The organism is Neoalteromonas facilis (assembly GCF_002807665.1).
Classification (GTDB): Bacteria; Pseudomonadota; Gammaproteobacteria; order Enterobacterales; family Alteromonadaceae; genus Alteromonas_E; species Alteromonas_E facilis.
The window spans coordinates 279,613-304,435 of record NZ_PEAY01000002.1 but is presented as its reverse complement, the minus strand read 5'-3'; the positions used below and the strand labels follow the sequence as shown (position 1 = coordinate 304,435).

The following is a 24,823-nucleotide window of genomic DNA, read 5'->3' as shown; positions in this document are numbered from 1 at the left end:
AGGGAGTCTAATGTGAGCCAGCAATCGCTTTTGAAATTGGTCATTCTGACAGGACTAGCCTTGATCGCATTTGCTGCAAATTCAGTACTGTCTAGATTGGCACTGGATAGTAACGCTATTGATGCAGCCAGTTATACAATTGTACGCCTTGTCTCAGGAGCCGCAGCCCTTGCTGTTATCTTAAGCTTATCTCGTAGAAGAAGTGACCAACCGTCTCCCAAAGGCAGCTGGTTGGCGAGCTTTATGCTGTTTCTATACGCAGTCGCGTTCTCATACGCTTATTTAACACTCGAAACAGGCACCGGCGCACTCATCCTATTTGGGTCTGTGCAGATTACAATGATCCTACTATCCATTTATTCTGGCGCTCGAGTTCACCTAACCGAGTGGGTTGGCATATCGATAGCCTTTGCTGGATTTCTATACCTTGTTATCCCGAACGTATCCACGCCTTCTCTAACAGGCTTTGTGCTCATGACGGTGTCGGGTATCGCATGGGGCGTATACACATTGCAAGGACGAGGCTCTAAAAACCCGTTATCTGACACAACCTACAACTTCGTAAGAACAACACCTTTTGTGATAATTTTAGCCATCTTTGCATTGAACAATGCGAGTTATTCAACCTATGGCGTCACCTTGGCGATATTATCAGGTACTCTTGCATCGGGTGTTGGCTACACTATTTGGTATTCAGCCCTTACACAGCTTAAGTCCACTCAAGCTGCCGTTCTACAGTTACTCGTTCCAGTAATTGCAGCACTTGGCGGAGTAATATTTGTCTCTGAACCGATCACGCTACGTCTTTTCATATCAGGAATATTGGTACTTGGCGGAGTGTTGGTTGTTATTATGGGTAAATCTTATTGGGCAAAATGAGCGTCATGAGCTGCCACCTCTCAATCACCTTAATACAAAGTCAAACACCAGCCCCAAAGTCGCCATATAGATAAAATACACGCCCAAGGTTTTACATGCGGTTTTCAACCACGATTCTTGATACATGGTTTTAAACGCCTTCAATAAGTACCAAATGAAATAGGTGGCCGGAATCGCTTGTACAAACACCAATGTCTGGCTTTTAGACTCAATGGCTTCGATTGGGCCAATGATCATCAGCACAATGTAGGCCATGCTGTGTATATGCATGGAAAACACTAAATTGTGTAAGTAATAACTGTTCCAGAAAAATCCCTTGATAAAAAAGGCGTACAGAGGAAACAGCAAGAACATGGTGCGTGAATACATATCAACAGCGGAATTCTCGGCGCCAGTGTCGACAATATAAATATGTTGAAAGCTGGCAAACACCAAAAAGAATAACAGGCTGGACACTAAATAAAGGCGCAAGGCTGGGGTGTACTTAATTTGCTTGCCAAGACTAAACTCATAAGCCGCTAAGCCCGGTTGTAAAAACAAGGTTTTAAGCGTTCTGGTAAGCCGCCCATCTATATCGAGTATCTCGTGAAAAGACTGCTGCACAAAGCTTAAAAAGGGTTTATTCGGTGACGTTGTCTTTTGTCCGCACTCAGAACAATACTTCGCTCCAGCAGCAAGTTGCGTATCGCAGTTCAAACAATGCTTATAATCAGACAAAAGATACACACCAAACGAGCCCCTAACAGTCGCCACAGTCTAGCAACTCCAATGAGCTATGTCAGTGTCTGCTGATGCCAAGCCATCCCAACCATTCGCCAAGTAGCCCCTTATTGCGCTACAGTTACAATAAGCCGTTCAATTTTAATTCGTCATGCCAGAGCAACTAACACAATTACTGAATAAACAACTCTTTACGCTCAATGAGCAATCCTTTTCGCTTGGACAAGTACTGTTAGCGCCAGCGCTAGTTATTCTCGGCTTCTTGTTATTGAGTTGGACGTCTCGATTTATCAAAGCACGTTTGCTTGCCAAACATGTCAGGCCCGATGTTGCCCATCTGATCATGCGCTTATTCTTTGTTATTACGCTGATCATTTTGGTTATTACCACGTTGGATTTCTTCAATGTGCCGATCACCGCATTTGCTTTTGTATCGGGCGCTGTGGCGATTGGTGTTGGGTTTGGTGCCCAGAACATTATCAATAACTTTATCAGTGGCTGGATATTGATGTGGGAGCGCCCGATCCGGATTGGCGACTTTCTGGAAATTGAGAACACATCACGCGGCACCGTTGAATCGATTAACACGCGCTCTACGCGTATACGTCGTGTCGACGGTGTGCATATGCTGATCCCAAACAGTAAATTGCTGGAAAATACCGTTATTAACTGGACGTTAATCGACCGCAACGTACGCACATCGGTAAAAGTCGGCGTCGCCTATGGCTCTCCGACCCAGAAAGTGTCTTCGTTACTCGAACAAGTGATGAAAGACAATCACGATGCGCTGCACACGCCCGAACCACTGGTGATTTTTGACGACTTCGGCGACAGTGCACTGGTATTTGAAGTGTACTTCTGGGTCAGTGCGTCGGCAGAGCGCGATTTACGCATCATTCGAAGCAATGTGCGACATGCCATCGATGCTATATTCAAAGAGCACGACATCACTATCGCATTCCCGCAACGAGATGTGCATATTGATGGTGCCATTGAGCTAAGGAATGCTTCGTTGCCGACAGGTGGGAGTTCGTAAGCAAATCTCTTGCGTGATATCAAAGTGCAATAGCCACTTAGAACCGATGCCGATATGACAACTTCCATTGCCGACCTCTGCCGGGCAATCCATCTGTTAGGCCAGCACCGGTTGTGTAGGTTGCATACGCTTTATCAAACAGATTGGTGACGTTAAAAACGACCGCTGCATTTTCGCTAATCGAGTACTTGGCGTTAATGTTAGTGAGTGCATACCCATCTATAAACGTAGAGCCGTCAGGGCTACTGATCACATCGTCGCGAATCTCTGTGTTTATATTGACAGTGATGGGTTCAAACTCCATGTTTAGCGCTGCGTAACCGTGCCACCTCGCTGCACCCAGCGCTTGATGTCGGTCGTAATAGCTTGCCCCCGCTCTCAGATAAACACGCTCCGACAACTCAGCCAATAATTCCCATTCAATGCCAGAGAGATCTAACTGACCGTTATTCACAGGTTGCAGTGAATTGAACCCTTCAAATATCGTTCTGAGTTCGACCACTATTTCGTTGTCTACTTGGGAGTAAAACACATTAGTGCTGAGAGAAAGGTTTTCCAACTGATAAACGTATACCAAATCGAGCGTGCTGATCAGTTCTGGCTCTAAATCGGGATTTCCCACTTCTACTGAACTGATTTCTGCTTGCGTATCAACGATAGTAGGTGCTCTGAAGGCTTCACTGTAAAGTACCTTTATCGTTGAATGCTCATCAAATGTGGTTACCAATCCCGCCCGCAAACTAACGTTATCGGATAGGGTTTGATATTTGTCATAACGCAGTCCTAACGTAATTTCAGTGTTGTCGGATAGTGCAATTTTATCTTGTACATAAGCACCCCAGATATCGCGATCGAAGGGTTTGATCAAATCCAACCGAGCACCGCCTGCAACATAAAACCCAGTCGTTAGTCCTTTTTCTGAAGGCACAACTATGGTGCCGCCACTGTCACGCTGCTGAACAACATCGATATTACTTTGAAACGCATTTAATCCGGTTTGCTCTTGTCTGTACTCAAAGCCAAAGCTGATCTCTTGATTTTCAGTCCAAAACCACAAACCACTGGCTGAAAACCGATATTCTTCACCATCACGAACATTGCCACCTAGCAAATCGATATTCGAGCCATCAGTCCACCCGACTTGATTGGCTATGCTCGCCGGATAAAACGTGATCAGCGCATCTTGCTCAACTTTGTAGTACTCCAGCGAACTGGCATAGTGAAGCACATCCGAATCACTATTACTGTACTTAAGTGACGTTAACCAACCTGAACGATAAAACTCGTTAACGCCATCACCTTGGGTGCCACCAATAATGAAATCTTGAAAGCTTCTTTGATTCCAATAGCTCGAAAAAGCCCAATTCCCACGCTTGAGAGTTATATGAACATTGCTGCCAAACTGCGGGTCCTGAGTAGGGTTTTGTTCGCCAAAAAAGGGGAAAAACGGTGCGTAATCATCCCCTTCATCTTCTTGATGAGCGAGGTAAACATTGATATCGCTGCCCATTACCTGGTTGCTATATGCAAGCTGTATGTTCCTGTGACCAAAGTCCCCTACTTCAAACTGTGCTTCATTCATGGGTTCTGAAATTAAATTTATCACCGCAGAAAACGCGTTTGAACCATACAGCGCCGATGACGGCCCGCGAATAATTTCGACCTGCTTAATATTAAACAGGGAAAATTCAGCACTGGAATAAAAGGCGCCACTGGTCACAGGATCATTCAACCGAGAGCCGTCTAACATCACCAGCACGTCTGGCGCGTTGCTGTTAATTCTGCGGCCGCGCACCGATGTCGCATTAACCCTCGCGCTATCTTCTCGGCTGGATGTAAAGCCCGGTACAAAATTGAGCAGTTGGTCGAGGTTTTGGATCCCCATAGACTGCAATTCTTCACGGCTATAGACAGAAATACTGGCCGGCGCTAGCAATTGAGACTCTTGCGTTTTAGACGCAATACTCACTTTGATTTTCAACAAATCTTCAAGCGATAAATCGAAATAAGATTGTGCAGCCATTGCACCGCGAGCGGAAAACGTCGATGCAACTATCAAGCATGCTAGGGCTGTCTTTCGCGTCATTGCTGCTCGCTTGTGAAAATAAGTGGCCGGTCATTCACATCATTATAGGCAAAGATTTGATGCTGGTGCTCGTTTTGAAGGTGCAAAAAACAATAAAAGCGTTAACAGAATTGATTTACATCAAAATCGTTAATAAGTGCGGAGTCGACGCTGCGAAAAGGTGAACGCTCGTCTTTGTCGGGTTGCATGCATAGAATTGCTTTTTGCCGAGGCATAAGTCCTTCAGGATGTTACGAAATATATGGACTACACTTTCCTTTAAGGTTATTAATTTATATATCTAGCTGTCGAATCAGCAGGAATGGTCTTAGGCGATGTGTGTTAGCTGTAAATATATTGGAGTGACAGTTTGCGCTTTTTAACTGTATTGCTGTGTCTGGTGTTTATCTCAGAAGCATCTGCAAGACAGATCCAAACTGATATAAAAGCTGCGTATATCAATCAGTTTGTGAAATACATTGCATGGCCAAATGAAGACACGCCTCGCGATATCAATATTGCTTACCTAGGTGATGACAATACCTATTGGCAAAGCTTGCAAGAACTTAAAAGTGTCACCTCTAGCAATACCACGTTTACACTTACGCGGTTAAATTCGATAAGTGCGATCCAGTCACCACACATGCTGATCATTGACGAAAACTACTCGCAACGTATCGCACAGATCAGTCGTAAAATCGCTGGGCAGCCAACGCTACTCATCACTGACAGTGTTCAACAACAGTCTAATTTCGGTATCAATTTTTACTTAACCTCTGACAATACGATCTCTTTCCAACTCAACCGCTACAACCTCATCTATCAGGGCCTGCGTATGGACCCCGATATCGTGTTGTTAGGCGGATCTGAAATCGATATTGCATCGCTTGTGTATGACATGGAGCAAACCTTGGAAGACACAGCCAGTCAATTAGCCATACAAACCGAATCATTAAATCAGCTCACCAGCGACGTGCTCGCACAACAACAATTACTGGAAGAGAAAACCTCTGAATTGCAGCAAGCTGCGGCCAAACTAAGTACAACTCAACGAAACTATGAACAGCTGAATCAACGCTTCAATGATGTCAGTCAAAAGGAAAAAGCGAGCCAAGAGGCCCTTAACGCAGCAACCCAAGAGTTATCTGTCATTTCGTCTCAACTGATCCAAAAACAAGGTGAAATAGAACAACGACAAGACTTGCTTGACAGAATGACGCAATCAATGGATTCACTGAATTCACGGATCAGCGAGAACCAAGCAAAAATTGAACGCCAAGAAGCGTTAATGGAAGAGCAGGATATTGCGTTGGAGGATTACCAACAACGCATCGAAACCCAAAGTATTACCATCGAAAAGCAATCGTTGGTGATGTATGCGCTACTGGGCGGCGGTATTGTGTTGATCATCATCGTTGCCATTAATATTCGTATAGCTAAATCTCGCGAAAGAGCCAACCAAAAACTGGCCGATAAAAACCAGCAATTAAAAAGTGTTAATGAACGACTGGTTGAAACTCAAAACCAGTTGATAGAAGCGGAAAAAATGGCGTCTTTGGGGAATCTCGTTGCCGGTATTGCGCATGAATTAAATACGCCGTTAGGCGTCTGTATTACTGCGGTTTCAGGCTTGCAAGAGTCCAGTAAGCACCTTTTGGACAATATGGAAAACAATGCCTTGAAACGTTCTGAACTTGAACAAGGGCTACATGCGTTTGATGAGTCTGCCGACCTAACCCTGCGTAACCTGACACGCGCAGCTGAGTTGGTCAGAGTGTTTAAGCAGTTATCTGTTGATCAAAGCGTTGAAGAAGTCAGAGAGTTTGCTATTGGACCATATGTAAAGGATGTCGTGACAAACTTGAAAACGGAATGCAATCGTCATCATTTAAATATTGAGTTGCAGATTGATTACGATGGCAAAGTCACCAGTTATGCTGGCATTTTGAGTCAGGTATTGATTGCATTGATAGACAACACCATTGTGCATGGCAAAAACGACAATGACGAAGGGCTTATCCAAATTAGAGTGGATAAACAAGAACAAGAGCTGTGCATTTATTATCAAGACAACGGCCCGGGTATACCCGATGATGCCCGCAAGCAAATATTTGAACCCTTCTTCACAACGCACCGAAGTGGCGGCAGCATCGGTTTAGGGTTACATATCTGCTACAACTTAATATCGCATAAAATGGGCGGTTCCATTCAATGCTTGGCCAGTGACTCCGGCGCGAGCTTCCTTATAAAAGTACCGCTGGTCATTTCCTCGTCCAATCAACAAAACTCACCCGCACCACGTTAACCCACACGCTATCAACCGAATTAGCCTACGTGGAATAACGCGAGGACTTTTTCCAAAAAATCGGCGACTACATTAGGCGCGGTTAGTACATGTACGTCGTATATTGGGCATAGGTTAAGGCGTTAAATTGACGGTTACCACAATCAATGGATCAGCAAACGCAAGATTTAGCTCGGTTAGTAAGCACTCAAATCAATAAAAACGTGCTTGTACAGTGACATTCGGGCAAAAACTTTATAATGTATCGGTCATAGAAGTAGTCATGGCTGAAATATGTTAACGAGCGACAGTACAGAAACGAATTTTGCACCAGTAGATGAACTTTTGGCGCGCCAAGCTCCCTTGATGGATGCGTATCAGGAGCTGGAGTCGCAAATACTGTCGTTATTGGGTGCCGAGCGGATGAGTATTTTCCAACGCCGTCTTCAGCATCAAGATCTTGTTGCGCGTTTTAAAACGGGTAAAGAAACCAAGCAAATTCAGGTACCTATCAGCCCTCTGTCAATTGCAGGCTATGTTGCACTTTCACAACTTCCACTGATCATTAACGATCCGTATGACAGCTTTGAATTAAGTCAGATCCACCCGCGCCTGCGATTTGCAGATAAATTTGATAAGAACAGTACCTTCAGAACTCAAAATATTCTCTGTGTTCCGATCTTGAATGCCGGTGTAATGATGGGCGTACTGCAGATCATCAATAAAAAGTCGGGATCCTTTGATGACTCAGATCTAAAAATTGCTGAACAGTTAGCTGACAAAATCGGGGCGAAGTTCCGTTATGAATTGGGTGGCACGCGCGCGCCATTTGATTATTTAGTCCACTCTGATTTAGTCAGTCAAAAAGCCTTAAAAGAAGTCACTGAAACCAGCAGTGATCACCGTCAATTGATCCAGCGCTTACAAAGCGAATTACGCATTGCTGATCAGCATATTGGTACTGCACTTTCAGTTCATTTTCAAGTGCCATTCATTGGCTTCTTACCTGATAAGTATCATGTTTTCCAAAATGATAGCCGGCTCAATAAGAGCTACTTAAAACGAAACTGTGTGGCCGTAATTGCGGATGTGAACGAGAACATCATAGTGCTTATGGCAGAGCCCAATAATGCAGCGCTATTGATGGAGATCGAGCGAGCATTGGGCATCGACAGTTACGAAATCGCTGTGGGTTTACCCAATCAGATACTGCAATATCTCGGTGATGGTGGTGGCGGTGCTGCGCCAGGGGAAATGAATGAGATCCTGGACGAAATCGGCACCAACCAGGAAGAAAGCGAAGAACATAGTGATGAGCCATCGGATGATGCGCCTGCCGTTGTTCGCCTTGTAAGCCGTATACTGCAAGATGCGAAACGTCTAAATGCATCGGATATTCACATCGATCCTGAGAAAAATGGCCCAACACGTGTGCGTATGCGTGTTGACGGTGTGTGTCGTGACATCAACCAAGTACCAGCGTCACATCACAGTGCGGTTATCGCGCGTATTAAAATCATGTCGAATCTCAACATTGCGGAAAAACGTGTTCCGCAAGACGGCAAACTCGCATTCCGCATGAGCGGTCAATTAGTAGAAGTGCGTGTTGCGACCATTCCAACCGTCGCCGGTGAAGGCGTTGTTATGCGTATTTTGGCCTCTGGTGGGGCGATGCCAATCGATAAGATGAATGTGGCGCCTAATAACATGGCGCGACTTGAAGAAATGATCAAAAAGCCGCACGGGATTATTCTCGTTGTAGGCCCGACAGGTTCTGGTAAAACAACCACGCTGCACGCCATTCTGGGTTATTTGAATACACCTGAGAAGAAAATCTGGACAGCGGAAGATCCGGTGGAGATCACCCAGGCCGGTTTGCAGCAAGTGCAGGTGAGTCCGAAAATTGGGTTTACTTTCGCCAATGCATTAAGAGCCTTCTTACGGGCTGACCCAGATATTATTCTGATTGGTGAGATGCGTGACAAAGAAACCGCCCATGCCGGTATTGAGGCTTCATTAACCGGTCACTTGGTTTTGTCAACTCTGCATACCAACTCAGCGCCAGAAACCATTACTCGTTTACTTGATTTGGGATTGGATCCCGTTAACTTCTCTGATGCCTGTGTGGGAATACTGGCTCAACGTCTGATCCGTACTCTATGCAGTGAGTGCAAAGAATCATACACAGCAGACGAAGAAGAATTTAACTTTATCAAACGCCAATACGGTGAGAAGTATTTTGCTGAATTAGGGATTGATGGTCCTCCCACATTGCATCGTGGCAAGGGCTGTGAAGCCTGTGGTGATACCGGCTACAAAGGGCGAACCGGTGTGCATGAACTATTAGGCATGACACCAGAACTGCGTTCGTTAGTGTATAAAGAGGCCTCGGTGTCTGATATGAAAGCACAGGCCATGCACGATGGTATGCGGACATTGGTGCAAGATGCGATTTATAAAGTATTAAAAGGCGATACCGACATTGCCCAAGTGCAAATCCTTGGCGGCGACTAGGATGCCCCTATGCGCCACCTCTTTCGATATCTATGGGTTTATATCGCGCTAACCGCGAGCGGTAATCTTTGGGCACAGGCTGAAGCCAATTACTGTATTACCGACACAGGTCAACTAATCTCATCCGTACAAACAGACGCAATACACCTTGTCAAAGGCACCAATATAGTTGAACTGACCTGTTCTTTTGTCGACACCAACATACTTAGTCTGCCTATGAATGGGCTACATTCTGTGGTTATTCAATCGAACCAGCAAACACCTTTGGAGAGGCAAGCCAGCCACTTTTACAGTGTATTGATCCCCTCTGATACGGTTAGGCTCACACTGAATGTTAGCAATCAACGTGCGCGCGACTACCGACTCTATATCGAGTCAGTCACTCGCTTTAACCAACGTGTTACCACGCATACTATTACGTTGTTTTTGTTTATTGGCTTTTGTAGCGGTTTAGCACTCTATGTGGGGTTACTGGGTCGAGGCATTAAACAATCGGGCTTCTACGCTTACAGTACATATCTCTTTTTTGCCGTTGCCTTTTTTGCGTTTCAAGAAGGATTACTGAATTACTTTAGCCCACATACCACGTGGCAAAATGATGTATCCTATCAATCCTTATTAGCGGGCTTTGTGGTCTTTTTTGCCACCACATTCTTAACCCGATTATTGGATCTCAAAATCCTCCTCAATCGACGTTTTTATCAACTTATATTGGTATCTGCTGGTGCCGTAATGGTATCGGGGGTGGTGATATTTGTATTCCCTGAAAGCAGTCAGTTAGGCCTAAGCGGATTTATGGCGTGGACGACGCTGGCCATCATATTTACCTTATTCATTATTGCAGGTTATGCCAGTATTCAACGCGTAAACAGTGCAGCCATTGTATTTACAGCACTCAGTATTATTTTCGTGGCGATGCTGTTTCGCGTTGCGCTTAACGATATTAGCGATTTCATGACGCGCTATGCATTGATCATCTCAACCGCGATTGAATCATTTTTGTTTGCCTATGCCGCCAGCGAAAAAGTGAAGTATCTAGAAGTTGAGAAGGCGCAAGCCTATTTAACCGCATCAGAAGATCCGCTTTGTTCGCTCATGAACCGACGGGGTTGGGAAATGGCTGTTGAGCGAAAGATTGAGCGCTTCCGCAAACGTGAAGGTATATTCGTCTTATTGTTTATTGATATGAACGACTTTAAACAAATTAATGATGAGCATGGGCACCCATTTGGCGATAAGGTGCTGAAAACGTTTGCTAAGATCTTACGCCATAAAACACGTGAAGGTGACATCATCGGTCGATTTGGCGGTGATGAATTTGTAGTGTTCGCACATGCTTTAAACCCCTCTCAAGCGAGGCGTATCGAACAGCGTTACCGGGAAAACCTACAACAACGAGATATTTGGATTGATGGCCAGCAGTTATCAATTTCCGCGTCAGTAGGCGGCATTATTGAAGAAGTTGAGCACGCTGAATTGTCGTCGATGCTACAGCGTGCTGATCTCGATATGTATCAACAAAAAACTGAGGCAAAGGCTAAGATTTCTTAGCCTTTGCAAACGCATCAGCAAACGCATTGCCCATCGCCGCATTCGCGGTAGACGGCGCATTCGATTGACGCTTAGGCCGCGGTGCATTGTCCCGTTTTGATGCTTGTGGTTTTGACTCTGCTTTGTCATCTAAGCGCATAGTGAAAGCTATTCGCTTACGCTGAACATCCACATCCAGTACTTTAACGCGCACGATATCGCCAGCTTTAACCACTTCTCGAGGGTCTTTGATAAACTTATTAGTCAACGCCGAAATATGAACGAGGCCGTCTTGATGCACACCAACATCCACAAAGGCGCCAAAGTTAGCTACGTTAGTAACAACACCCTCTAAAATCATGCCTTCTTTCAAGTCGTTGATGGTGTTGATACCCGCTTTAAACTTGGCTGTTTTAAACTCTGGTCGTGGATCGCGACCGGGCTTTTTCAGCTCTTCGACAATGTCCTTCACAGTCGGAAGTCCAAATTGAGCATCAACTAATGACTGTAAATCTAGTGAGCGCAGAATGTCGCTATTGGCAATTACATCATTTACTGCTGACTTGGTAATATCAATGATTTTGTCGACCACCGGATAGGCTTCAGGGTGAACGGCTGATGCATCCAATGGATTGCTGCCATTGACGATGCGAAGGAAGCCCGCGGCTTGTTCAAAGGCTTTTGGACCTAGACGTTCAACACTTAACAGTTGGCTGCGATCAGCAAAACCACCATTCTGGTCACGATAGGCCACGATATTGCTGGCTAACGTTTTGTTGAGGCCTGACACATAGCTTAACAATGCAGGTGATGCGGTATTCAAATCCACACCCACAGCGTTTACGCAGTCCTCAATGGTGTTATCTAGCGCTTTCGCTAAGTGACTTTGGCTTACGTCGTGTTGATACTGACCAACTCCAATCGCTTTAGGCTCAATCTTAACTAACTCCGCCAATGGATCTTGTAATCGACGCGCAATCGAGACTGCGCCACGCAACGACACGTCCAATTCAGGCAATTCATTCGAGGCTAATGCAGAGGCAGAGTAAACCGACGCCCCCGCCTCACTCACCATGATTTTTTGCACTGGCAGCGCTGATTTTGTGATCATTTCAGCCACTAGTTGATCCGTTTCTCTCGACCCCGTGCCATTACCAATGCTGATCAGCTCCACCTTAAACTGCTTGCACAATGTCTCAAGCGAACGCATCGATTTATCCCACTGATTTTGTGGTGCATGCGGGAAAATAGTAGTGGTATGAATAACTTTGCCGGTTGTATCGACGATGGCCAGCTTAACCCCAGTACGCAAACCAGGATCGAGCCCCATGGTTACTTTGCGGCCTGCCGGTGCGGCCATCAACAAATCTTTAAGGTTATTGGCAAACACGTCAATTGCACTGGTTTCGGCTCGCTCACGCAGCGCAGCAAACAGTTCTGTTTCTAAATGCAATTGCAGTTTAATTCGCCAAGTCCATTGGATGACCTGATTCAACCAATCATCAGCTGCCGCATTACGGTGCTGAAAACCCAAGTGTTGAGCTATCAGTATTTCGCAATGCGAATGACGCTGGTTTGATTCCTGTTGTGGGTCAGCATTTAGTTTAAGCTGCAATACCCCTTCATTTCTCCCTCTGAACATTGCCAGCGCACGGTGTGAAGGTGTAGTTGTAATTTTTTCCGAGTGACTAAAATAATCTTTAAATTTAGCGCCTTCTGTTTCTTTACCGGCCACAACCTGACTGCTGATATGGGCTTCTTTTTCGAGGTATTGGCGTAATTTGGCAAGCAGCTCAGCATCTTCAGCAAAACGTTCGATTAATATAAATTTGGCACCTTCCAACGCGGCTTTTACATCGGCAACATTTTTTTCTACCGATACGAAATCTTGAGCCGTCGTGTCGGGATCTAGTTTTCTATCGTTGTAGAGTTTATCCGCTAATGGCTCCAAACCCGCCTCGATGGCAATTTGCCCTTTCGTACGGCGCTTCGGTTTATAGGGTAAATACAAATCTTCCAACAGGGTTTTACTGTCTGCCTGCAAGATCTTGGCTTTTAACTCTGGGGTTAATTTTTCTTGCTCATCTATCGATTTCAGAATGACAGAACGTCTATCTTCAAGCTCTCGCAAATAGCCAAGACGCTGCTCCAGGAAGCGTAGTTGCGTATCGTCCAATCCTTTTGTGGCTTCTTTTCGATATCGTGCGATAAACGGAACAGTCGCCCCACCATCCAGTAATTCCACGGCAGATTGAACACGCTCAGCCTCAACGCCAAGCTCGGTCGCAATTTTATTGATTAACATATTTGTCTCAGAAAGCTGTATCTAGAAATGAATATAAGAAAAATACGCGCATTTAAGCGCTGGTCGACGAGTCCGAATTATACCACGATATAGTGCCTTGCCTAGCGAAGTTTTGCCTGTTTGAATACCGCAATCACTGCATAAGTTAATGTGGGATCTTCACACCTGACTACGGCTTCTTTATAGGCTAATCAGACTGCTTGGCCTTGTACCAAATATCAATAATCGTCCATTCAGCGGTTTGCAGGTCCGTTTTAACCACTATGTCGTCGTCAATTTCTTTACCGACTAAAGCTCTCGCCATCGGACTATCTATCGAGATGCAATGTGCTTGGCCGAATATTTCATCATACCCCACAATATGAACTGTCAGCTCCTTGCCATCATCTCGCTCTAGTTTACACCACGCGCCAAAGAACACTTTGCCTTCTTGAACCGGGTCATAATCGACTACTCGTAGGTTCTCTAATGCTTTGCGCAGATACCTGACACGTCGGTCGATTTCTCTTAATTTCTTTTTATTGTATTGATAATCCGCATTTTCACTGCGGTCACCAAGGCTAGCAGCCCATGTAACTTTGCGGGTGATTTCAGGACGCTCAACTCGCCACAAATGATCAAGTTCATTACGCAAGCGGTTGTAGCCTTCACGGGTAACTAAGGGCGTTCTCATTGAATTAAGCTTTATTTTTAACTGGTCGATAATATCAGTGAGTCGTTCCCTTTGAGTCAAGTACTCAATGTGAAGAAAAAATAATTAGTATATTTTTTGAACCAAATAGTGCCTAATGACACTATAAGGTTAGGAATCATTAACGAGGCAACCTAGATGAAATCAGCAAATCAAAATTCATCTTCACAATTGTTGATTTCAAGGAAGAAACCACAAACCACGATGACGATCATTGTTTCGCTCATGGGATTTCTGTTTTTCCTCACCGGTGGCATGGTCGCAGCAGCATCAGTCGTCGACGCGATTATTAATACCGTAACCTTGGAAAACCTTTGGTTTTTCGTGGCTGGCGTTGTGTTGTACAAGTTAGGTCGCTATACCATGCGCCGCGTTACTGAATAGAACTTGCTGATTTATCTATTAATTACTCGCCGCTATTTTTCTCCCCTTTTTTATAGCAAAGGGTTCCTTCGATTTTCTCACCACCCACTATACTTAAAGTACGTAGCAAGTTTGTTACGATACTTGATAACCTGAATGCGTATTCAGAGTGTAGCCCTAGAGTGTGATGGCATTGCTAGTGGCGAGATGGAATTAAGGTGGGCATGGAGCAGCCGTGAAAGATAAGCCGGACAGCATTGCGCTCTCCGGCTTCATTTTTATTTACTCACCGTCAGCCTTAGCGACTTCAATCAACTCAACATCAAAAATCAATGTCGAATTCGGTGTGATTGAACCGGTTGAACGCTGACCATATGCCAACTCTGATGGAATATAAAAGCGATACTTCGCGCCTTCTTTCATCAATTGCACACCTTCTGTCCAACCCGCGATAACACGTGACAATGGGAACGAAGCTGGCTCATTGCGTTTGTAAGAAGAATCAAATTCAGTTCCATCCAGTAATGTACCACGATAGTGAACCGTTACAGTGTCTTCAGCCGTAGGAGATGCGCCTTCACCTTCTGCAAGCACTTCATATTGAAGACCTGACTCAGTAGTGATTACGCCCTCTTTCTTACCATTTTCAGCTAAGAACTGTTTGCCAATCTCAATGTTATCTTGTGCAGCATTTTGCGCTGCTTCTTGTTGCTTTTGCTGTAAGCGAGCATCGGCCTCACGCGCTATAGACTGCATTTCTTCAACAGTAAACTTTGAATTACCTGCCAATGCGTCTTCAAAACCTTGCTGTAAAGCTTCACGGTCAATAGTTAAGCCATACTTTTCGGACTCTGTAGCACGGTTAGTCACGTAGGTCCCCATGCTTGCGCCAAGCGCATAAGCTTGTCTCTGGTCTACGCTCATCTCTGTAGCCGCTGACGCATCAGTAGCCGCCACGTCAGTGGTTGAAGTATCGGATACTTGTTCCGTTGTTTGCGGCTGACACGCCGATAAACCCAGTGCCATTAAAGAAGTGGCAGCAACGAGTGATAATCTCATGTAATGAGTCTCCTGTATTTTTATGAATTTAGCGCAGGTTTTTATAAAAAGTGATATGCGACACGCGTGCTATGGTAATCTTTACGCACACAAAGCGAAACCCCATATCATGAGAAACAGCTCAAGCCGACAAATTAAACGTTATAGCGGGCACTTACTTACGCTACTGATACTGTTATTGAGCGGTTGTGGCGGCGCAATTTCAACGCCGGAATCGGTTACCGCGCATGCCCAAGAAGGTTCGATGGCGGCAGATATTTCACCCGATGGCACCTTAGCCGTAGTCTCCAGCGTTGAAAACGGTATAACCGTATGGGATCTGCAACAGCAGACTGCCCGTTTTGAATGGCATCATCAGGGTGAAGGCGAAAATATTGTCACCAATCTGCACATCGCCGCCAATAACAGCCATGTTGTCACCTCTGACCGAACAGCGTTTGCCTTGTGGGATGTATCAAGCGGTGAACCGGTTGGTTTTTGGCGTATCGATGAAAGTGCGATTCGGGATGTGGCCGTCAGCAATTATGGTAATGCCATCCTTGTCGCTAGAAGCAACGGTAAAATCATGTATTTTGAACCGAACAGCGGGCGCCGTTTGGAGTTTTTGGGCCATCAGGAAAAAGTTAACAGTATTGATTTATCCCCCAATGGCAAGTTTGCCCTGTCAGGCAGCAATGACTATGTGGCGTACTTATGGAGTACTGACAGCGGTCAGGTCATTCATACATTTACCCACCCTCAACGCGTCACTAAAGTTGCGTTGGATGATCAGGGCCGTTTTGCCTTTACTGCTGACAGCACAAACAATGCTAAGATCTGGGATGTGCAAAGCGGAGAGCTCATCAGCTCGTTAGATATTTTTGTCCGCCAACAAATTTTCACCGACGCTGTGTTCGCCGAGAACGGAAAGTGGTTACTTACCGGTAGCCCCTCACGCCGCGTAAATTTGTGGGACATATCAACAGGTAAAGAGATACAGGAGTGGCGTGTCGCGCCGAATGAAAAGGCAGCGCTGCGCACCGCAGTAGTCAATGCGGTAGGCTTTATTAACGAACATGCAATAGTTACCGAAAGTAGTAGCGGTTTAGCAGAAGTATGGAGGATCCCTGAACATGAATGAAGACGCGTTGCAGGCGCAGATTGATGACCTTCAAAGCAAAGTCGCGTTTCAAGAACATACAATTGAATCGCTTAATTTGGCATTGACGGAACAACAAGCACAACTGACGGAGCTAAAAGAGAAGTTCAAACTGGTGGTCGACAAGCTTAAATCTCTCCAGCACTCCAATATTGCCAGTGCTGATGAAGAAACACCGCCACCGCACTATTAGCGCCAGCTTCCACCATACCCTTTATGGGGTGTTGATACACTAAAGGCTCGGCGTTTGACCCGACAGAACCGTTTGCATCAACTCGGTATCAATATTCCCGCCACACAATATGACCGCCACTTTCTTGCCTTGGTTCGCTGGGCGTTCCTGCATGGCGGCAGCTAAGGGTACCGCCCCTGCACCTTCGGCCGCATTGTGCGTACAGCGGTAGTAGGCTCGGATGGCTTCGGCGACTTCATCATCAGTGACGGCGACAACCCGAGCAGCCCCCTCGCGATATATGTCAAAGGCGTCAGCAACCGGTACTCTCACCGCGACACCATCGGCAAACGTATTGGCGCTTTCTGTCGATTGCATGCGACCGCTGTCAAAGGATAGTTTTGCCGCTAATGCGTTCGCAGACACAACCCCAATAACTTCGGTTTTTAGTTTGAGTGCATCGCGAGCAGCAATGACGCCGCAAATACCAGAGCCACAGCCGATGGGCACATACACACGATCGATGTCTTGAACCTGAGTAAATAACTCCAGTGCGTAGCTAGCAACCCCACTGACTAAAGCATGATGAAAAGGGGGAACCATAAACAATCCCTGCTCCTTCGCGAGTTCAGCAGCATGCTGTTTAGCAGTATCAAAATCTTTACCGTAAGTGATCACTTCTCCACCAAACGCTCTCATCGCACTGTTCTTCTCTGGAGAATTGCCTTCTGGTACCACAATGGTCGCCGTCAAGCCACTGGCTGTTGCTGCTTTAGCCTGACTCTGTCCATGATTTCCACGAGTGGCCGTAATGATCCCGCGGCACTCTGGATGTTGCTGACGTAACCACTGCATAAAGGTGATCCCGCCGCGCACCTTAAATGCCCCCGTTGAGGTATGGTTCTCGTGCTTCACCCATACTTCTGTCCCCATAAGCTCGTTTAATAACGGCCAACTGTATTGAGGCGTTGCGGGCTGAAACTGATAGACCGCTTTAGCGGCAGCCTCTAATTGCGATAAGGTAAATTTCATAGCGACAACACCCAGTAATTTAATCTTGTTGAAGTAAGCCTGTTGAATAGTGCAGCTTGCGTTTATCGTCCATGATTATGGCATCCATATCATCCAATTGGTTAATTAACTCAAGCCCTTCTTTAACCCCCAAAACGAACACCGCTGTAGAAAGAGCATCATTGCGGGTAGCTGAATCGCTAATGATGGATACGCTTTGCACGTTACTCACCGATTTGCCCGTCTTAGGCGACAGAATATGATGATAACGCACGCCTTCCTCTTCGAAATAGCGCTCGTAATCCCCTGACGTTGACATTGCCGTATTACTTAATGGCAAGACAACCGCCTGTTTGTCTGGGTTGCGTGGATCTCGAATGCCGACTATCCAATCTCGCCCATGGCGATCGCCTAACAGCTTAGTGTCACCACCCGCCGTCACCAACGCATGCTCAATCCCCATGGCATGTAATATATCTATTGCATTATCAACTGCATGCCCCTTGGCAATTCCGCCTAAATCTATCTTTACATCAGGGTGAGCAAAGCGCACTGAGCGTGCACTGGGTTCCAATTCCACTAGCCTGTAATCAATGAGCGAGGTTAAGCGCTCGAGTTCAGACTGAGTGGGTTTAACTCGTTGCCGATAATCATAAAGAAAACCGACACTGGCAAACGTAATATCAAATGCACCGTGAGACAGTTCAGAGAAGCGTCGGGATGTTTCTAAGAGACCAAATAACTCTTCCGATATCACCACCGATTGCTGGCCAGCCAAGCGGTTTAAATGTGACAACTCGCTGCTTTCGATATAGGGGCTCATCAATTGATTGATCCGCTCCATTTCGGCAAATACCGCAATGATGGCCTGGTGCCCTAACTCAGGCGAATCCGCCCAAACTTGAACTTCAATATTGGTTCCCATGATGCCTGCCGAATCGCTGTACCAATCGCCTGAAGTGGCATTCACTCGACTTGTCAGCAATACAAGGAAAAGGGCAATATTTATACGTAAAAGCTTGTTGAATAGAGATGAGGTAGTGAACATCGAGTTATATATCGAACAATAGGTCGCATTTGATTGTTAATTCAGCATGCGAGGGTTTGTTGCATAAAGCAAATCTTTTACACCCGTGCTATTATTGCGCGGTTTTAATTTGTGGATGGAATTCGAATGTCCTGGCTGCGTAATAGCCTTTCTTCTTTTATCTATTGGCCGGTTAAATTACTGGTGCGCTCTAAAAGCATTCCGGCAGATGTTGAATCTGAACTAGGGATTGATAAAGCTAAACCCATCGTATATTTGCTGCAAACAGATTCCATCACGGATCAGTTGGCTCTGCGGTTTATCACTAAGAAACTGGGTTTACCCGATCCCAATGGTCATTTTGAAACGGACGGCGTGCGCTTACCGCGTAGCCTGTTTTTGCGCCGACCGCAGCCCGTCATCAAACGCTCAGTAAAACAAACCGATACAGTTGAGATATTCACTCATATTTTCCATTTGCATCGTGTTCACACCGAACTGGATTTCCAAGTATTGCCGGTGTTTATGACCTGGGGCCGAGCGCCAGGCAAAGGTAAGCCCGGCTGGGCCGATCTAATTGCCGACCGAGCATCGCCCAGTTGGTTACGTAAATTATTTATCGTTCTGTTTTTAGGTCGCGATAATTTCGTCAGTTTTTCTCGTGCAGTATCGACCCGATCAATGGTCAAATTACACGGCTCAGATCTCGATATAGCCCACAAGCTAGTCAGGGTTGCCAACACCCATTTTCATCGTAAACGTCAGGCATTTACCGGTCCTACTTTATTAGAACGAAGCGAACTGAATAACTCAGTATTGGGCTCCGCAGCGGTGAAAGCAGCCATTGCTGAAGAAGCTGAGAGCAAAAAAATTGATACGCAGAAAGCGCGTGAACATGCACAAGCCTATATTGACGAAATTGCAGGTGACTATCGTGAAGGACTCATTCGTATTGGCGATCGCATACTGACGCGTATCTGGAACAAAATTTACAACGGCATCAGCGTGGGCCATGCCAAGCGGATCCGTGAGTTGGCCCAAAATGGTCATGAAATCATTTACGTGCCTTGCCATCGCAGCCATATGGATTATTTGCTGTTGACCTACGTAATTTACCACGAGGGTATGGTTACACCACATATTGCTGCTGGCATTAACCTTAATTTTTGGCCGGTGGGTAAAATTTTCCGTCGAGCCGGAGCCTTCTTTCTGCGCCGCAGTTTCGCGGGGAATAAACTGTATACCGCAGTGTTCCGCGAATACCTGGAATTGCTGTTCAATAAAGGTTACTCAGTTAAGTATTACCCTGAAGGGGGACGTAGCCGCACAGGTCGTTTGATCCCGCCCAAAACCGGTATGTTAGCAATGACCCTTCAAGCCATGCTCAAAGGAGTAAATAGGCCCGTCAGCATCGTACCTGTGTATATTGGCTATGAGCACGTCATGGAAGTTAAAAGCTACCAAAAGGAACTCACTGGCTCGAATAAAAAGAAAGAATCACCAATGCAGATCATATCCGCGATCCGCAAGCTGAAAAACTACGGTCATGGCTATGTGAACTTCGGTGAGCCATTGCAATTGAATCAGTTCTTGGACGAATGTGCACCAGAATGGCGCAACAGCCAATCGTTATCACCAGAAAAGAAACCCAGCTGGCTAACTCCTACCGTAAACGAGCTGGCTAATCGCGTTATGCTAAGGATCAACAAAGCTGCCGCAATCAATGGAATGGCTTTAGTAAGTATGTGCTTACTTTCATCTAAAACTAAAACGATGACCAAAGCCGAGCTTGTGCGTGCCATGCATGACTACTTGACGCTATTGCGTGAGATCCCGTTTAGTGAAGACGCAACATTGGTTGATGATATTGATGCGGAAACATTGCTTGAACACACCCTCAAGTTAAAGCGCCTTGATGTTCAGGAAGACGCCTATGACCCACTGATCTCAACGATGTCTGATAATGCAGTGACGCTGACGTATTACCGCAACAACATTCTGCATTTGTTTGCGCTACCCGGCATGCTGACGACCATCGTGTTTGCCAATAATGGGATTGATAAAAGCAAGTTACTGAAGCTTATGCATTCACTCTACCCGATGCTGCAAAAAGAGCTTTTCATTTATATGGATGCCGAATCAGCAGATGATTACTGTGAACGTTTATTGATGCAATTACTTGAACAAGGCTTACTGAAGCAACAAGGTAAACGCATTCTTCCGCCCGCCAGAGAATCAGAGCAATTCCACTCGGCATGGTTACTTAGCCGCGCCATGCAAGAAACCGTACAACGTTATGCGGTCGTGCTGCGTGTATTGGAGATCAACCAAACGATTAGTCGCGGCGAGTTAGAGCGTCAGTCCCGCACCATCGCAGAGCGATTGTCATCACTCTACGGCATGAGCTCACCTGAGTTTTATGACAAGAACGTGTTTAGTTGCTTGGTAAGTGCGCTACGCGAACAAGGCTTACTCACCTCAAATGATGATGGCTCACTGTGTCATTCTGAAACCAGCCAAGCTCTACAAAAGGATATCAACCAATTAGTCTGGCCGGAGATCAGTCAGCACCTATTGCAGTTGAACAAACAAGACTAGCTGCCGGACCCCGGCAGCGTCTCATTTAGTGTGCGAGGAAGAAGCGATAAGCAGGGTTTTCGCTTTGTTCTTCAAACGAATACCCCAACGCAGCCAAGTGCTGGTCAAAGTCAGCGCGACTATCAGCCGGAATATCAAACCCGCATAATACTAGGCCTTCTGCTGCACCGTGATTGCGATAGTGGAACAAGGTGATATTCCAACGTTCACCTAGGGTATGCAAAAAGGTCAGCAGCGCACCGGGATATTCGGGGAACGCAAACGAAAACACATGTTCATTGAGCGGCTTAATTAAACGCCCACCGACCATGTGCCTGACATGCAGCTTCGCCAATTCGTTGTCCGACAAATCAAAACACTGATAACCCTTGTCCGCAAGAATATCCAACAGCACCTTAAATTCTTGTCGGCCTTGTTTTAATTTAATACCCACAAATACATGGGCTTCAGCATCCGTTGAATAGCGATAATTAAACTCCGTGATCGCACGGTTACCCAAGGTATCGCAAAATTGCTTAAAGGCCCCAGCATGCTCTGGCAACTTAACCGCAAACACCGCTTCTTTTTGTTCACCCAATTCACAACGCTCAGACACATAGCGAAGGGTATGGAAATTGGTATTTGCACCGCACAATATCGCGCCAAGGCGCTCACCTTTAATGTCATTTTTAGCGACATATTTGCGGATAGCTGCAATGGATAAAGCGCCCGCAGGCTCGGCTATAACACGTGTATCGTCAAAAATATCTTTAATCGCTGCGCACACTTCATCATTGTTTACGGTAACTATGTCGTCCAATAACTCGTTGCATAAGCGAAAGGTCTCTTCACCGGCAATTTTCACCGCAACACCATCAGCAAAAATGCCGACCGATGGCAGCTCTACCGGCTGTCCGGCTTTTTTTGCTGCCAGTAAACACGCGCTGTCTTCTGCTTCAACACCGATCAACTGGATATCAGGTCTTAACTGCTTCATATAAACCGCAATACCGGCCGCTAAACCACCACCACCGACCGCAATAAATAATCGTTGCAAAGACGGGTTTTGTTCAAGCAATTCACGCGCAATGGTGCCTTGACCGGCAATCACATCGGGGTGATCAAACGGCGGGATGAAGGTTAGTCCTTGATCCTTACTCAACCATTTGGCATGTCGATTAGCTTGATCAAAACTCAGTCCATGCAGCACCACTTCAACCGTATCACCGCCGAAGCGTTTAACGGCATCAATCTTAATATCCGGTGTTGTTTCCGGCATCACAATGGTGGCTTTAATTTTGCGCTTGTTGGCCGAAAAGGCGACGCCTTGAGCGTGGTTGCCGGCTGACGCCGTTATTACGCCGGCGCTGAGCTGCTCATCAGATAGCTGTGAAATGCAATTATAAGCGCCGCGCAATTTAAACGACTTTACCGGTTGTTGGTCTTCTCGCTTCAACCAAATTTCGTTACCCAGCTCTGCGGATAATCGATTCATGAATGTCAGCTCTGAGTTCACAGCTACGTCATAAACGGGTGCTAATAGCACCTTGCGCAAGTAATCTTGCATGCTAACGGGCGTACTCATGATTGAGCCAACAATGCATCTAATTTTGCTTTGTCGCGCACTGCACCTTTATCAGCACTGGTGGCTAGCAGGGCAAAGTTTTTCAACGAAACCGATACGGGTCGCACGCGATCGACCGGCTGCCATGGTTTGTCTCGAGACGCCATAGCTTCACGGCGTTGCTGCAACGCCTCATCGCTAATATCGATATTAATGGTGCGGTTGGGAATATCGATAATGATGGTATCACCATCTTCGACTAATCCTATACCACCGCCACTTGCCGCCTCCGGAGAACAGTGACCAATCGACAGTCCAGAGGTGCCACCCGAGAAACGGCCATCGGTAATCAGCGCACACTGTTTACCAAGGCCCTTAGACTTCAAATAAGATGTTGGGTAAAGCATTTCCTGCATGCCTGGCCCGCCTTTAGGCCCTTCATAACGGATAATGACCACATCACCAGCAACCACTTCATCATTTAAAATGCCTGCTACGGCGTCATCCTGACTTTCGAAAATCTTGGCAGTACCGGTGAAGGTCCAAATAGATTCATCAACGCCCGCGGTTTTTACAATACAACCGTTCTCGGCGAGATTCCCAAACAAAACGGCTAAACCGCCTTCCTGACTATAAGCATGCGCTAAGTCACGAATACAACCTGCTGCACGGTCAGTATCTGCTGTTGGGTAGCGACAATCTTGGCTAAACGCCTGAGTGGTGCGAATGCCGGCAGGACCTGCCTTGTAAAATTCCACGATGTCTGGGTTTGGCTCATCAACAATTGAATAATCAGCGATAACCTCGCCTAACGGTTTACCCAATACATGATGTGCGCTGGCATGTAACAAGTTAGCGTTTTTCAGCTGCTCCAAGATTCCCATAACACCGCCGGCGCGATGCACATCTTCCATATGATATTGCGGTGTTGAGGGCGCTACTTTGCATAAGTGCGGGACCTTGCGCGACAAACGATCAATATCATTCATACCAAATGGGATCTCACCTTCCACTGCCGCGGCCAATAAATGCAATATTGTGTTGGTCGAACCGCCCATGGCGATGTCGAGACTCATAGCATTTTCAAACGCATCAAAGTTGGCAATATTGCGCGGTAAAGCAGATGCATCTTCTTCTTGATACCAACGGCGGCATAATTCAACCACCAAACTGCCTGCGCGTGTGAAAAGCTGCTCTCGGTCAGCGTGCGTGGCAAGTGTGGAGCCATTACCGGGTAATGAAAGTCCCAATGCTTCGGTTAAGCAGTTCATTGAATTTGCGGTAAACATGCCTGAACATGAACCACAAGTTGGGCATGCTGAACGCTCTATTTCATCACTGTGCTCGTTGCTGACTTTATCGTCAGCCGCGGCGACCATGGCATCCACTAGATCTAACTTGATCAGTTGGTCTGATAGTTTGGTTTTACCCGCTTCCATCGGACCACCGGAGACAAACACAACAGGAATATTAAGGCGCATTGCCGCCATTAACATCCCTGGTGTGATCTTGTCACAGTTTGATATACACACTAGCGCATCGGCACAGTGTGCATTGACCATATACTCCACCGCATCAGCGATAATTTCACGCGAGGGTAAGCTGTACAGCATACCGCTGTGCCCCATCGCAATACCATCATCGACGGCGATCGTATTGAACTCTTTGGCGACGCCTCCAGCAGCTTCGACACTTCGCGCGACTAATTGGCCCATATCTTTAAGGTGGACATGGCCTGGCACAAATTGGGTAAATGAATTCGCAATCGCAATAATGGGTTTGCCAAAATCGGTATCTTTCATTCCCGTGGCTCGCCATAACGCGCGAGCCCCTGCCATATTTCGTCCTTGCGTAGTCGTCGCTGATCGAAGCTTAGGCATTACGCCCT

At 46.2% G+C, this 24,823-nt stretch carries 18 protein-coding genes; 9 read left to right on the top strand and 9 right to left on the bottom strand.

Annotation, left to right across the window (positions count from 1 at the left end; translation table 11 throughout):
• Window positions 1-12: 12 nt before the first annotated feature.
• Complete coding sequence (locus tag CSH93_RS07520; RefSeq protein ID WP_100642623.1) at window positions 13-879, top strand: DMT family transporter; 867 nt, start codon at window positions 13-15, stop codon at window positions 877-879.
• A gap of 24 nt (window positions 880-903) precedes the next feature.
• Here CSH93_RS07520 and CSH93_RS07515 read toward each other — a convergent pair whose 3' ends face one another.
• Window positions 904-1,632: a DUF3667 domain-containing protein gene (locus tag CSH93_RS07515; RefSeq protein WP_100642622.1), complete on the bottom strand. Its 729-nt coding sequence runs from the start codon at window positions 1,630-1,632 to the stop codon at window positions 904-906.
• A gap of 118 nt (window positions 1,633-1,750) precedes the next feature.
• Between CSH93_RS07515 and CSH93_RS07510 the strand changes: the two genes are divergently transcribed.
• Window positions 1,751-2,635, top strand: coding sequence for a mechanosensitive ion channel family protein (locus tag CSH93_RS07510; protein WP_100642621.1), 885 nt, complete (start codon window positions 1,751-1,753; stop codon window positions 2,633-2,635).
• Between the two features lie 37 nt (window positions 2,636-2,672).
• Here CSH93_RS07510 and CSH93_RS07505 read toward each other — a convergent pair whose 3' ends face one another.
• Window positions 2,673-4,721 carry a TonB-dependent receptor plug domain-containing protein gene (locus CSH93_RS07505; RefSeq protein ID WP_100642620.1) on the bottom strand — a complete coding sequence of 683 codons (2,049 nt, stop codon included), beginning with the start codon at window positions 4,719-4,721 and terminating at the stop codon, window positions 2,673-2,675.
• A 349-nt stretch (window positions 4,722-5,070) separates the two neighbouring features.
• Here CSH93_RS07505 and CSH93_RS07500 point away from each other — a divergent pair, with 349 nt between their 5' ends.
• The 3 genes from CSH93_RS07500 (at window position 5,071) to CSH93_RS07490 (ending at window position 11,049) form a co-directional block, all read left to right on the top strand.
• Window positions 5,071-7,005, top strand: coding sequence for a YfiR/HmsC family protein (locus CSH93_RS07500; RefSeq protein ID WP_100642619.1), 1,935 nt, complete (start codon window positions 5,071-5,073; stop codon window positions 7,003-7,005).
• Window positions 7,006-7,350: 345 nt separating this feature from the next.
• Window positions 7,351-9,498 carry a GspE/PulE family protein gene (locus CSH93_RS07495; RefSeq protein WP_240615537.1) on the top strand — a complete coding sequence of 716 codons (2,148 nt, stop codon included), beginning with the start codon at window positions 7,351-7,353 and terminating at the stop codon, window positions 9,496-9,498.
• A 9-nt stretch (window positions 9,499-9,507) separates the two neighbouring features.
• Complete coding sequence (locus CSH93_RS07490) at window positions 9,508-11,049, top strand: sensor domain-containing diguanylate cyclase (RefSeq protein WP_100642617.1); 1,542 nt, start codon at window positions 9,508-9,510, stop codon at window positions 11,047-11,049.
• On the opposite strand, the gene CSH93_RS07485 is transcribed toward CSH93_RS07490, so the two are convergent.
• The gene (locus CSH93_RS07485) at window positions 11,036-13,333 is read right to left on the bottom strand and encodes a Tex family protein (protein WP_100642616.1); all 2,298 of its coding nucleotides are present in this window, start codon (window positions 13,331-13,333) and stop codon (window positions 11,036-11,038) included. The two genes, CSH93_RS07490 and CSH93_RS07485, sit on opposite strands and share 14 nt — an antisense overlap.
• Window positions 13,334-13,520: 187 nt before the next feature.
• Complete coding sequence (greB, locus tag CSH93_RS07480) at window positions 13,521-14,006, bottom strand: transcription elongation factor GreB (protein WP_100642615.1); 486 nt, start codon at window positions 14,004-14,006, stop codon at window positions 13,521-13,523.
• 156 nt (window positions 14,007-14,162) lie between these two features.
• Between greB and CSH93_RS07475 the strand changes: the two genes are divergently transcribed.
• Window positions 14,163-14,408, top strand: a complete 246-nt coding sequence (locus CSH93_RS07475; protein ID WP_100642614.1) for a hypothetical protein — start codon at window positions 14,163-14,165, stop codon at window positions 14,406-14,408.
• 261 nt (window positions 14,409-14,669) lie between these two features.
• Here CSH93_RS07475 and fkpA read toward each other — a convergent pair whose 3' ends face one another.
• Entirely contained in the window at window positions 14,670-15,446 is a 777-nt protein-coding gene (fkpA, locus tag CSH93_RS07470) for an FKBP-type peptidyl-prolyl cis-trans isomerase (protein WP_100642613.1), read from the bottom strand.
• A gap of 109 nt (window positions 15,447-15,555) precedes the next feature.
• Here fkpA and CSH93_RS07465 point away from each other — a divergent pair, with 109 nt between their 5' ends.
• Both CSH93_RS07465 and CSH93_RS07460 read left to right on the top strand, forming a co-directional pair.
• Window positions 15,556-16,566, top strand: a complete 1,011-nt coding sequence (locus tag CSH93_RS07465; RefSeq protein ID WP_100642810.1) for a WD40 repeat domain-containing protein — start codon at window positions 15,556-15,558, stop codon at window positions 16,564-16,566.
• Entirely contained in the window at window positions 16,559-16,777 is a 219-nt protein-coding gene (locus tag CSH93_RS07460; protein ID WP_100642612.1) for a SlyX family protein, read from the top strand. The genes CSH93_RS07465 and CSH93_RS07460 overlap by 8 nt, the downstream gene beginning before the upstream one ends.
• 39 nt (window positions 16,778-16,816) lie before the next feature.
• On the opposite strand, the gene CSH93_RS07455 is transcribed toward CSH93_RS07460, so the two are convergent.
• Together CSH93_RS07455 and CSH93_RS07450 are read right to left on the bottom strand one after the other, a co-directional pair.
• Window positions 16,817-17,788, bottom strand: a complete 972-nt coding sequence (locus CSH93_RS07455) for a threonine dehydratase (protein ID WP_100642611.1) — start codon at window positions 17,786-17,788, stop codon at window positions 16,817-16,819.
• A 19-nt stretch (window positions 17,789-17,807) separates the two neighbouring features.
• A complete protein-coding gene (locus CSH93_RS07450) occupies window positions 17,808-18,815 on the bottom strand; it encodes an FAD:protein FMN transferase (protein ID WP_100642610.1) in 1,008 nt (335 codons plus the stop codon).
• A 126-nt stretch (window positions 18,816-18,941) separates the two neighbouring features.
• Here CSH93_RS07450 and plsB point away from each other — a divergent pair, with 126 nt between their 5' ends.
• Complete coding sequence (gene plsB, locus CSH93_RS07445) at window positions 18,942-21,392, top strand: glycerol-3-phosphate 1-O-acyltransferase PlsB (RefSeq protein ID WP_100642609.1); 2,451 nt, start codon at window positions 18,942-18,944, stop codon at window positions 21,390-21,392.
• A 25-nt stretch (window positions 21,393-21,417) separates the two neighbouring features.
• Here plsB and ilvA read toward each other — a convergent pair whose 3' ends face one another.
• Window positions 21,418-22,956, bottom strand: coding sequence for a threonine ammonia-lyase, biosynthetic (gene ilvA, locus CSH93_RS07440; RefSeq protein WP_100642608.1), 1,539 nt, complete (start codon window positions 22,954-22,956; stop codon window positions 21,418-21,420).
• Window positions 22,953-24,815, bottom strand: a complete 1,863-nt coding sequence (gene ilvD / locus CSH93_RS07435; RefSeq protein ID WP_100642607.1) for a dihydroxy-acid dehydratase — start codon at window positions 24,813-24,815, stop codon at window positions 22,953-22,955. The genes ilvA and ilvD overlap by 4 nt, the downstream gene beginning before the upstream one ends.
• Window positions 24,816-24,823 lie beyond the last annotated feature (8 nt).

What these genes read in the sequence shown, in the direction of transcription:
- CSH93_RS07510 (WP_100642621.1), top strand. Translation starts at nt 1,751, where the DNA reads ATGCCAGAGCAACTAACACAATTACTGAATAAACAACTCTTTACGCTC.
- CSH93_RS07505 (WP_100642620.1), bottom strand. Translation starts at nt 4,721, where the DNA reads ATGACGCGAAAGACAGCCCTAGCATGCTTGATAGTTGCATCGACGTTT.
- CSH93_RS07495 (WP_240615537.1), top strand. Translation starts at nt 7,351, where the DNA reads ATGGATGCGTATCAGGAGCTGGAGTCGCAAATACTGTCGTTATTGGGT.
- CSH93_RS07490 (WP_100642617.1), top strand. Translation starts at nt 9,508, where the DNA reads ATGCGCCACCTCTTTCGATATCTATGGGTTTATATCGCGCTAACCGCG.
- CSH93_RS07485 (WP_100642616.1), bottom strand. Translation starts at nt 13,333, where the DNA reads ATGTTAATCAATAAAATTGCGACCGAGCTTGGCGTTGAGGCTGAGCGT.
- greB (WP_100642615.1), bottom strand. Translation starts at nt 14,006, where the DNA reads ATGAGAACGCCCTTAGTTACCCGTGAAGGCTACAACCGCTTGCGTAAT.
- CSH93_RS07475 (WP_100642614.1), top strand. Translation starts at nt 14,163, where the DNA reads ATGAAATCAGCAAATCAAAATTCATCTTCACAATTGTTGATTTCAAGG.
- fkpA (WP_100642613.1), bottom strand. Translation starts at nt 15,446, where the DNA reads ATGAGATTATCACTCGTTGCTGCCACTTCTTTAATGGCACTGGGTTTA.
- CSH93_RS07465 (WP_100642810.1), top strand. Translation starts at nt 15,556, where the DNA reads ATGAGAAACAGCTCAAGCCGACAAATTAAACGTTATAGCGGGCACTTA.
- CSH93_RS07460 (WP_100642612.1), top strand. Translation starts at nt 16,559, where the DNA reads ATGAATGAAGACGCGTTGCAGGCGCAGATTGATGACCTTCAAAGCAAA.
- CSH93_RS07455 (WP_100642611.1), bottom strand. Translation starts at nt 17,788, where the DNA reads ATGAAATTTACCTTATCGCAATTAGAGGCTGCCGCTAAAGCGGTCTAT.
- CSH93_RS07450 (WP_100642610.1), bottom strand. Translation starts at nt 18,815, where the DNA reads ATGTTCACTACCTCATCTCTATTCAACAAGCTTTTACGTATAAATATT.
- plsB (WP_100642609.1), top strand. Translation starts at nt 18,942, where the DNA reads ATGTCCTGGCTGCGTAATAGCCTTTCTTCTTTTATCTATTGGCCGGTT.
- ilvA (WP_100642608.1), bottom strand. Translation starts at nt 22,956, where the DNA reads ATGAGTACGCCCGTTAGCATGCAAGATTACTTGCGCAAGGTGCTATTA.
- ilvD (WP_100642607.1), bottom strand. Translation starts at nt 24,815, where the DNA reads ATGCCTAAGCTTCGATCAGCGACGACTACGCAAGGACGAAATATGGCA.